Origin of the sequence: Nocardioides deserti (genome assembly GCF_014266025.1) — a bacterium.
Taxonomy (GTDB): domain Bacteria; phylum Actinomycetota; class Actinomycetes; order Propionibacteriales; family Nocardioidaceae; genus Nocardioides; species Nocardioides deserti.
In genome coordinates this window covers 97,255-107,244 of record NZ_JACMYC010000003.1, presented here as the reverse complement: position 1 = coordinate 107,244, position 9,990 = coordinate 97,255, and the positions used below count along the sequence as shown (strand labels likewise).

Below are 9,990 nucleotides of genomic sequence, written 5' to 3'. Positions count from 1 at the left end.
CCAGTCCTGGCCGCGGTTTTCCTGTAGGCGTTTCGCCGCGATACGTTCAGGGGTCGCCACGCGGGCATTGGTGGGGTCGGGAGGAGCGGCCGTGCAGACCGACCTCGCTCTGCTCAGGAAATCGCTTGATCGAATGGTGTGCGCACTGGCGGAGACGTCCTGCGTGTTCCCGGCTTGGGCAAGCGCCCAACCCTGCTCACAGGATCGCTTGACGGGAGAGTTGCCACCCACGCACGTTCAGCCTTGGCACTTCCGTGAGAAACGAAGACCTCCGGAGGGTAGGCGATCTAGAGAACGCCCACCACAGCCGGAGGTCCTCGCTGCGTCGACACCCGTTCCTGAAGGGTCACACCGCCGCCCGGATAGACATATAGCGGGCCAGACTTGTAAGCAACTTCGCTCCGAGCGGTGAGTCAGCCGGAGAAGTCCGCGGAGGCCTTCCGGGCCATGTCGAGGAACTGCTGGCGGGAGGCGAGGTTCTCCTCCAGGTCGCGCACCTTCTTCTCGTTGCCCGCGGCGCGGGCCCGGTCGAGCTCCGCCTGGACCTGGGCGATGGCGGCCTCGAGCTTGAGGACCATGTCGCCGGCGCGGGCCGACTTCTCAGGGTCCGAGCGCTTCCACTGCTCGTCCTCGACGGCGCGGATGGCCTGCTCGACCTTGCGGATGCGGCCCTCGAGCTCCTTCATCCGGTCGCGGGGGACCTTGCCGGCGGCGTCCCAGCGGTCGGCGATGTCGCGGAAGGCGCGCTTGGCGTTCTCCACGTCACCGACGGGCAGCAGGGCCTCGGCCTCGACGAGCAGCTGCTCCTTGACCCCGGCGTTGGCCGCGAACTCCTGGTCCTGCTCCGCCGCCGCGGCGTCGCGGTTGCCGAAGAACGTGTCCTGCGCGGCCCGGAACCGCTTCCAGAGCGCGTCGTCGACCTCCTTCGGTGCGGGGCCGGCGGCCTTCCAGTCCCGCATCAGGTCGCGGTAGCGTCCGGCGGTCGGACCCCACTCGGTGGAGTCGGCGAGCTTCTCGGCCTCGACGACGAGCCGCTCCTTGACCGCCCGCGCGGCGTCGCGCTTCTCGTTCTGCTCGGCGAAGTGCGCCTTGCGGCGCCGGGTGTACGCCGTGCGTGCGGACGAGAACCGCCGCCACAGCGAGTCGTCGGAGGCGCGGTCGATCCGGGGGAGCGCCTTCCACTCGTCGAGCAGCTCGCGCAGCCGGTTGGCGCCGTGCCGCCAGTCCGAGCCCTGGGCCAGCTTCTCCGCCTCGCCGACGAGCTTCTCCTTGGCGGCCTTCGCCTCGGCCGACCGCGCGGCCTTCTCGGCCTTGCGGGCCTCGCGCTGGGTGGCGATGACCGGCCCGAGCGCGTCGAGGCGGGCGCCGAGCGCGGCGAGGTCGCCGACGGCGCGGGCCTCGGTCAACTGGGCGCGGACGGTCTTCACCGACTCGGCCGCCTCCTCGGGGGAGAGCACGCCGGAGCGCACCCGTTGCTCGAGCAGCTCGACCTCGAAGGACAACGCGGCGTACCGCTCGGTGAAGAAGGCCAGCGCCTCCTCCGGGGTGCCCTCGGGGTACTGACCGACGGGGCGCTCCCCGTCTGCGGTCCGGACGTAGACGGTGCCGTCGTCGTCGACTCGGCCCCACTCATGGCTCGTCACTGCTGGTCCCTCGCATCGGTGGTCGCGGGCGGCTCGCTTCCGCAGGCAACGATCCTAGTCAGGTACGGCGCTCGGCGTGGGCCGCGTGCGGCTGCCGGGCCGAATCCCGGTGCGACCGACCGGCCGACCCACGGGTAGCCTGACCCGGTGCTGATCGCCGGATTCCCCGCTGGGCCCTGGGGGACGAACTGCTATGTCGCCGCCACCGGGCCCGGCTCCGAGTGCGTCGTGATCGACCCGGGCAAGGACGCCGCCGACGGCGTGGCGCAGGTCGTCCGGGAGCACCGGCTCAAGCCGGTCGCCGTCCTCGTCACCCACGGGCACGTCGACCACATGTGGTGCGTGGCCCCCGTCGCCGGGACGTACGACGCCACCGCCTGGATCCACCCCGACGACCGGCACCTGCTGTCCGATCCCATGGCCGGCATGTCCCGCGAGACCACGCAGATGATGCTGGGCGGCTCCTACGAGTGGGCCGAGCCCGACGACGTCCGTGAGCTGTCGGACCGCCAGGAACTCGAGCTGGCCGGGCTGCGCTTCGTCGTCGACCACACCCCGGGCCACACCGAGGGCTCGGTGACGTTCCGCTCGCCGTACGAGCAGGAAGGGGTCAGCGAGGTCATGTTCTCCGGCGACCTGCTCTTCGCCGGCTCCATCGGCCGCACCGACCTGCCGGGTGGCGACCACCCGACGATCCTGCGCAGCCTGAAGGAGAAGGTGCTGACGCTGCGCGACGACGTGGTCGTCCTGCCCGGCCACGGCGAGCAGACCTCGATCGGCCGCGAGCGGGCGATCAACCCGTTCCTCCTCGACCTGCAGGACACCGACCTCGACGGCGGCCCGGCCGGCGGCACCGACCCCGTGACCCGGGGGCTGTGACCATGGCCAAGCCGACCCCGCTCAGCGGGTTCCCCGAGCTGCTCCCCGAGCAGCGCTTCGTCGAGCAGCAGGTCGTCGACACCCTGCGCGAGGTCTTCGAGCTGCACGGCTTCGCCGGCATCGAGACCCGCGCGGTCGAGCCGATGGACCAGCTGCTGCGCAAGGGCGACACCTCCAAGGAGGTCTACGTCCTGCGCCGGCTGCAGGAGACCGACGCCGGCACCGACGCCGGGCTGGGCCTGCACTTCGACCTCACGGTGCCGTTCGCGCGCTTCGTGCTGGAGAACGCCGGCAAGCTGGAGTTCCCCTTCCGCCGCTACCAGGTGCAGAAGGCCTGGCGCGGCGAGCGGCCCCAGGACGGCCGCTACCGCGAGTTCACCCAGGCCGACATCGACATCGTCGGCAAGGACGAGCTGCCGTTCCACCACGACGTCGAGGTCACCCGCGTCATGGTCGAGGCGCTGTCCCGGCTCGCCGACCCCGATGTGCTGGGCCTGCCGCCGTTCCGGCTCCAGGTCAACAACCGCAAGCTGATCCAGGGCTTCTACACCGGCATCGGCGCCCCGGACCCGGCCGAGGTCATGCGGCTGGTCGACAAGCTCGACAAGCTCCCGGCCGAGACGGTCAGGGGGATGCTCGTCGACGAGGCCGGCCTCACCGCCGAGCAGGCCGACCGCTGCCTGGAGCTGGCCACGATCCGCAGCGCGGACGACTCCTTCGTCGAGCGGGTGCGCGCCCTCGGCGTCGAGGACCCGCTGCTCGAGGAGGGCCTGACCGAGCTCGCCGCGCTCGTCCGCGGCTGCGCCGGGCTGACCGGCGACAAGGTCTCCATCGAGGCCGACCTGTCGATCGCGCGCGGGCTGGACTACTACACCGGCACCGTCTTCGAGACCCGGCTGGAGGGCAGCGAGTCGCTGGGCTCCATCTGCTCCGGCGGCCGCTACGACGCGCTCGCCAGCGACGGGCGCACGACGTACCCCGGCGTCGGCATCAGCCTCGGCGTGAGCCGCGTGCTGGTCCCGCTGCTCAACCGCGGCGCGCTTTTCGCCGACCGCAAGGTCCCCTCGGTCGTGCTCGTGGCGCTGACCAGCGAGGAGACCCGCGGGGAGTCGGACGCGATCGCGACCGCGCTGCGCGCGAACGGCGTGCCCTGCGAGGTCGCCGCGACCGCGCAGAAGTTCGGCAAGCAGATCCGGTACGCCGAGCGCCGGGGCATCCCGTACGTCTGGTTCACCGGCGACGCGCCGGGTGAGCACCAGGTCAAGGACATCCGCACCGGGGAGCAGGTGGCCGCGGACCCGGCCACCTGGACGCCCCCCACCGACGACCTCCGACCGAAGGTCGTGTCGAGCACAGATCAGGAGCAGCAGTGATCCGCACCCATGACGCCGGCGCCCTCCGCGCCGAGCACGTCGGCCAGACCGTCACCCTCGCCGGGTGGGTGGCCAACCGTCGCGATCACGGTGGCGTGGCCTTCATCGACCTGCGCGAGGCCAGCGGCGTCGTCCAGGTCGTCATCCGCGACGAGGAGGTCGCCCACCAGCTGCGTGCGGAGTTCTGCCTCAAGGTCACCGGCGAGGTGACCGCGCGCAGGGAGGGCAACGAGAACCCCAACCTCGCCACCGGTGCGATCGAGGTCGTCGCCACCGAGGTCGAGGTGCTCAGCACCGCCGCGCCGCTGCCGTTCCCGATCAGCGACGCTCAGTCGTCGAGTGGGGAGGTCGGCGAGGAGGTCCGTCTCAAGTATCGCTACCTCGACCTGCGCCGCTCCGGCCCTGCCGCCGCGATCCGCCTGCGCAGCAAGGTCAACAAGGCCGCGCGCGACGTGCTCGACCGCCACGACTTCGTCGAGGTCGAGACCCCGACGCTGACCCGCAGCACGCCCGAGGGAGCCCGTGACTTCCTCGTCCCCGCGCGCCTGCACCCGGGCAGCTGGTACGCCCTGCCCCAGAGCCCGCAGCTGTTCAAGCAGCTGCTGATGGTCGGCGGCATGGAGCGCTACTACCAGATCGCCCGCTGCTACCGCGACGAGGACTTCCGCGCCGACCGGCAGCCGGAGTTCACCCAGCTCGACATCGAGATGTCCTTCGTCGAGCAGGAGGATGTCATCGCGCTGATGGAGGACGTCCTCGCGGAGATGTGGAAGCTCATCGACGTCGAGATCCCGCGCCCGATCCCGCGGATGACCTACGCCGAGGCGATGGCCAAGTACGGCTCGGACAAGCCGGACCTGCGCATGGGCAACGAGCTGGTCGAGTGCACGGACTACTTCCGGGACACGCCGTTCCGCGTCTTCCAGGCGGAGTACGTCGGCGCCGTGGTCATGCCCGGCGGCGCGAGCCAGCCGCGCAAGCAGCTGGACGCGTGGCAGGAGTGGGCCAAGCAGCGCGGCGCGAAGGGCCTGGCCTACGTCCTGGTCCAGGAGGACGGCACCCTCGGCGGCCCGGTCGCCAAGAACATCACCGACGAGGAGAAGGCCGGCCTGGCCGCCCACGTCGGGGCCGAGCCCGGCGACTGCATCTTCTTCGGCGCCGGCGCCACCAAGTCCAGCCGCGCCCTGCTCGGCGCCGCCCGCCTCGAGATCGGTCGCCGCTGCGGCCTCATCGACGAGTCGGCGTTCGCCTTCACCTGGGTCGTGGACGCACCGCTCTTCGAGCCGGCCAGCGAGGCCGTCGCCAGCGGTGACGTCGCGGTCGGCGGGGGAGCGTGGACCGCGGTCCACCACGCCTTCACCAGCCCCAAGCCGGAGTTCCTCGACACCCTCGAGGAGAGCCCCGGCGAGGCGCTCGCCTACGCCTACGACATCGTCTGCAACGGCAGCGAGCTCGGTGGCGGGTCGATCCGTATCCACCGCGAGGACGTGCAGAAGCGCGTCTTCTCGGTCATGGGCATCGGCGAGGAGGAGGCCCAGGAGAAGTTCGGCTTCCTGCTCGACGCCTTCAAGTACGGCGCGCCGCCGCACGGCGGCATCGCCGTCGGCATGGACCGGATCTGCGCGATCCTCGCCGGCGCGGACTCCATCCGCGACGTGATCGCCTTCCCCAAGTCCGGCGGCGGGTTCGACCCGCTGACGGCGGCTCCTGCGCCCATCACGCCGGCGCAGCGCAAGGAGGCCGGCGTCGACGCCGTGCCGGCGAAGGACGACGCGAGCGGGCCCGAGCAGGCCTGAGCTGGCCTGAGCCGGCCTGAACGACCCGGGGACGGACCGTCCCCGGGGGCTGTGACGCACCGAGCGGACTGGTTGGCCAGATCGTTATACGCCGGTGACCGATTCCTACTGGACGGTCGCTTAGAGTCGCTCCGGCGCCGGGGCGATCCCCCGGCCGGCGCGGGGTCCAGTACCCCCGTCCGGCACGAACCAGCCGATCGACCACCCAACGAACGCACAAGGCAGGACATGACTGCACCGCTCAGCCCGGAGAGCGCGCTCGAGAGCCACTTCGTGGACGAGGAACACGACGACGGCGACTCCGGCCCCATCGTCAGCAAGTCCCCGGGGCAGCTGGCACGGGCCCGCTTCCTCCAGGACAAGCTCTCGATGGTCGCCCTCGTCATCGTGGTCCTCTACGTCCTCGCCGCCATCTCGGCGCCGCTCCTGGTCAAGGTCGGCTTCCTGGACCCGTACGGTTCCAACCAGGACCTGCTCAACGAGTTCCAGCTGCCCATCGGCGCGTGGGGCGGCATCTCCGGCGACCACTGGCTCGGCGTGGAGCCGGGCATCGGCCGCGACGTCCTGTCCCGAGTCTGGTACGGCATCAGCTTCTCGCTGGCGATCTCCCTGACCGCCACGGTCATCGCGGTCCTCATCGGCGTGACCTTGGGCATCGTCTCGGGCGCCTCCGGCGGCTGGGTCGACGCGATCATCGGTCGCGCGATCGACCTGACCCTGGCCTTCCCGCAGACGCTGATGCTCCTGGCCCTCTCCACGGTGGCCATCGCGTTCATCACCGAGGTGCTGGGCGTCCCGGCCGGCCCGCCGGCGCAGTCGCTGTACGTCGTGGTCGTGCTCGGTCTCTTCGGCTGGACCGGCGTGGCGCGCATCGTGCGGGGACAGGTCCTCTCCCTGCGTGAGCGCGAGTTCGTCGCCGCCTCGCAGATGATGGGTGCCTCGAAGTTCCGGCTGTACTTCCGCGAGATCCTGCCGAACCTGTGGGCCCCGATCCTGGTCACGTTCACGCTGATCATGCCGGCCTTCGTCTCCGCCGAGGCGGCGCTCGCGTTCCTCAACGTGAGCATCCGGCCGCCCACCCCCACCCTCGGCAACGTGCTGTCCGACTCGCTGAAGTTCGCCGAGAACGACCCGGTCTACTTCTTCGTACCGGCGATCCTCATCGCCGCGATCGTCGTGAGCTTCAATCTGCTCGGCGATGGCCTGCGCGACGCGCTCGACCCGAAGGGCCACCGGTGACCCGTCCCGGGGCACCACACCGAAGTTTCCGAGGTTTTCGGCGGCACGTCGTCGTCGAAGCTCCCGCCGCTCCTGCGCGGCGCACTAAAGGAGGAAGTGAATGGGAATGAAGCTGAGGAGGACGGTGGCATCGACCGCCGCCTCGGTCCTGGGGCTGACGCTCCTGGCCGCCTGCGGGGGTGGCAGCGACGACGAGTCCGGGAACAACGGCTCGGGCAACGCCGCCGTCGCCGGGGAGAAGGGCGGCACCCTCAAGGTGCTGCAGCACTTCCCGTACGAGGCCGCTGACCCGCAGCGCATCTACTACGGCGTCCAGCTCGCCTGGTACCGCCGCCTGATCTACCGCGGCCTGCTCGCGTTCCCCATGTCGGAGGATGGCGAGGTCGCGACGACCCCCGTGCCCGACCTGGCGACCGACACCGGCACCTCCTCCGAGGGCGGCAAGGTCTGGTCGTTCACCCTCAAGGACGGCGTCAAGTGGGAGGACGGCAGCGACATCACCTGCGAGGACGTGCAGTACGGCACCTCGCGCGTGTTCGCCAACGACCTCATCACCGGTGGCCCGAACTACACGCTGAGCTACATCGACGTCGAGGACTACCCGGGTCCGTACAAGGCGACCCCGGAGCAGCAGGCCGCCTACGAGGAGGCCGTGAGCTGCGACGGGAAGACCATCACCTTCCGCTTCAACAAGCCGTGGGCGGACTTCCCCCAGGCTGTTGCGGGCATGATGATGACCGACCCGTACAAGGAGGAGTTCGACGAGGGCGCCAAGAGCCAGTGGAAGGTCCTCTCCAACGGTCCCTACAAGGTCGAGGGCGGCGAGTGGAGCAAGAACCAGGGCGCCACGCTGGTCCGCAACGAGAACTACGACCCGGCCACCGACGACCCGGAGGCCCTGCGCCTCGCGCTGCCGGAGCAGATCGACTACCAGATCGACCCGTCCGACACCGCCGGTGAGCTCTTCAACGACCGGCTCATCCAGGACGCCGCGGACGTGAAGAACGCCATCACGACCGCCCGCGTCGCGCCGACCCAGTTCCCGCAGATCACCGGCCCGGTCGAGGACCGCTACGTCAACGTCCTCTCGCCGTACAACCAGTACCTGTCGCCGAACTTCAACAACGAGGTCATGCAGGACGTCAACGTCCGTCGTGCGCTGGCGATGTCGCTGAACCTCAACGGCTACGTCAAGGCTCTCGGTGGCGAGGTCGCCGCCGCTCCGGCCGAGACGATCGTCAACCCGGGCGTCTCCGGCTCGACCGAGAACCCGGCGTTCGCCGAGGACAACAACAACGACGGCGACCCCGACGCCGCCCGCGCGCTGCTGGAGGAGTCCGGCGTCGACATGCCGGTCGAGATCAGCCTCGCCTACCCGACGTCGCCGACCGCCGACAAGGCGATGGCGGTCGTGCAGGAGGGCTGGAAGGCTGCCGGCTTCGACGTCACGCTCGAGCCGCAGGGTGACACCTACTACGACGTCATCTCGCGTCCCGACGACGAGTTCGACATCACCTGGGGTGGTTGGGGTGCCGACTGGCCCTCCGCGATGACCGTGATCCCGCCGCTGTTCGACAGCCGCCCGAACTTCTCGCCCACCACGTGTGGCCAGAACTACGGCTGCTACCAGAGCGACGAGTTCGAGGCGCTGGTCGACGAGGCCGCGAACGCCTCCGACGTCGACGCCCAGGTCGAGAGCCTGGTCGAGGCGGACGCGAAGCTGGGCGAGGACGTCGCCTACATCCCGCTGGACGTCAGCAAGTTCAACTGGCTGTACGGCTCGGAGGTCACCGGCTTCACGACGACCGCCGCTTCGTCGTCCTACCCGGAGATCGGCCTCATCGGGGTCCAGCAGTGACCACTGCCTGACCCAGCACGGCTGAACACCTGAGGTGCCGGGTGTGCGAGGACCGCACACCCGGCACCTCACCCGGTCCTGGGCCCAGGACCACGGCTCGACACACCCTGCGTCGAGCCACGTAGACATGCACCCCCACCGGGGTGCTCCCCGACGACCTCGATTGAGGTGAGACCCGACCGATGTGGGCATACATCGTCCGCCGGTTGTTCATCGGTGTCGCGCTGCTCCTAGCGCTCACCCTGGTGACCTTCGTCCTCTTCTTCGCCGCCCCTGTCGACCCGGCGCGCTACGCCTGCGGCAAGAACTGCAGCGAGGAGCAGCGCGACCAGGCGCGTGCGGCGCTCGGCTACGACAAGCCGGTCTACGAGCAGTGGGGGCTGTTCATGAAGGGCGTCGTCGCCGGCCGTGACTTCCCCGCCGACGAGGAGCTGCGCGCAGCGGCACCCGAGGTGGTCACGCACTGCGCCGCGCCGTGCCTGGGCTACTCCCACCTGAACTCCGCGACGGTCAACGACCTGGTCGTGGACGCGGCCCCGGTCTCGATCTCGCTGGCGCTCGTGGCGCTGGTGATGTGGCTGGTCGGCGGCGTGCTGTTCGGCATCCTGGCGGCGGTCTTCAAGGGCTCCTTCATCGACCGCGGCATCGTCGGCCTCACCCTGGTGGCTTATGCCTTCCCCACCTTCTTCATCGCGGTCTTCTTCCTGAAGTACTTGTCGGTGAAGTGGGAGCTGTGGCCGTACCCGACGTACATCTCGCTCGAGGACGGCGGCGTGGCCTCCTGGCTGGGCAACCTCCTCATCCCGGCGTTCACCCTCGCACTCGTCTTCATGGCCGGCTACGTGCGGATGACCCGCGCCTTCATGCTGGAGTCGATGACCGAGGACTACATCCGCACGGCGAAGTCCAAGGGCCTCAAGCAGCGGAGCGTGCTGTTCAAGCACGGCCTGCGCGCGGCGCTGACCCCGCTGGTGACGATGACCGGTCTCGACTTCGCGACGCTGCTCGGCGGGGCGATCATCACCGAGTCGGTCTTCGCCTACCCGGGTCTCGGTCTGCTGACCGTGCAGGCCAGCGACGCCTGGGACCTCCCGACCGTCATCGGCGTGGTGGTGCTGGCCGGGGCGTTCGTCATCCTCATGAACATCATCGTGGACATCTCCTACGCCTTCATCGATCCCCGAGTCCGGCTCGGGTAGGAA

At 70.0% G+C, this 9,990-nt stretch carries 7 protein-coding genes; 6 read left to right on the top strand and 1 reads right to left on the bottom strand.

Annotated features, from left to right (window positions below):
* Positions 1-413: 413 nt before the first annotated feature.
* Positions 414-1,643, bottom strand: coding sequence for a DUF349 domain-containing protein (locus H7344_RS06155; protein WP_186345154.1), 1,230 nt, complete (start codon positions 1,641-1,643; stop codon positions 414-416).
* Between the two features lie 147 nt (positions 1,644-1,790).
* On the opposite strand from H7344_RS06155, the gene H7344_RS06150 reads away from it, so the two are divergent.
* The 6 genes from H7344_RS06150 (at position 1,791) to H7344_RS06125 (ending at position 9,987) form a co-directional block, all read left to right on the top strand.
* Positions 1,791-2,522 (top strand): MBL fold metallo-hydrolase, encoded by a 732-nt coding sequence (locus H7344_RS06150; protein WP_186345153.1) that lies wholly within the window; start codon positions 1,791-1,793, stop codon positions 2,520-2,522.
* 2 nt (positions 2,523-2,524) lie between these two features.
* A complete protein-coding gene (hisS, locus tag H7344_RS06145) occupies positions 2,525-3,895 on the top strand; it encodes a histidine--tRNA ligase (RefSeq protein WP_186345152.1) in 1,371 nt (456 codons plus the stop codon).
* Positions 3,892-5,691 carry an aspartate--tRNA ligase gene (aspS, locus tag H7344_RS06140; RefSeq protein WP_186345151.1) on the top strand — a complete coding sequence of 600 codons (1,800 nt, stop codon included), beginning with the start codon at positions 3,892-3,894 and terminating at the stop codon, positions 5,689-5,691. The genes hisS and aspS overlap by 4 nt, the downstream gene beginning before the upstream one ends.
* 228 nt (positions 5,692-5,919) lie before the next feature.
* Complete coding sequence (locus H7344_RS06135; RefSeq protein WP_186345150.1) at positions 5,920-6,930, top strand: ABC transporter permease; 1,011 nt, start codon at positions 5,920-5,922, stop codon at positions 6,928-6,930.
* 124 nt (positions 6,931-7,054) lie between these two features.
* Entirely contained in the window at positions 7,055-8,788 is a 1,734-nt protein-coding gene (locus tag H7344_RS06130) for an ABC transporter substrate-binding protein (RefSeq protein WP_229707078.1), read from the top strand.
* Positions 8,789-8,970: 182 nt separating this feature from the next.
* Complete coding sequence (locus H7344_RS06125) at positions 8,971-9,987, top strand: ABC transporter permease (protein ID WP_186345148.1); 1,017 nt, start codon at positions 8,971-8,973, stop codon at positions 9,985-9,987.
* Positions 9,988-9,990 lie beyond the last annotated feature (3 nt).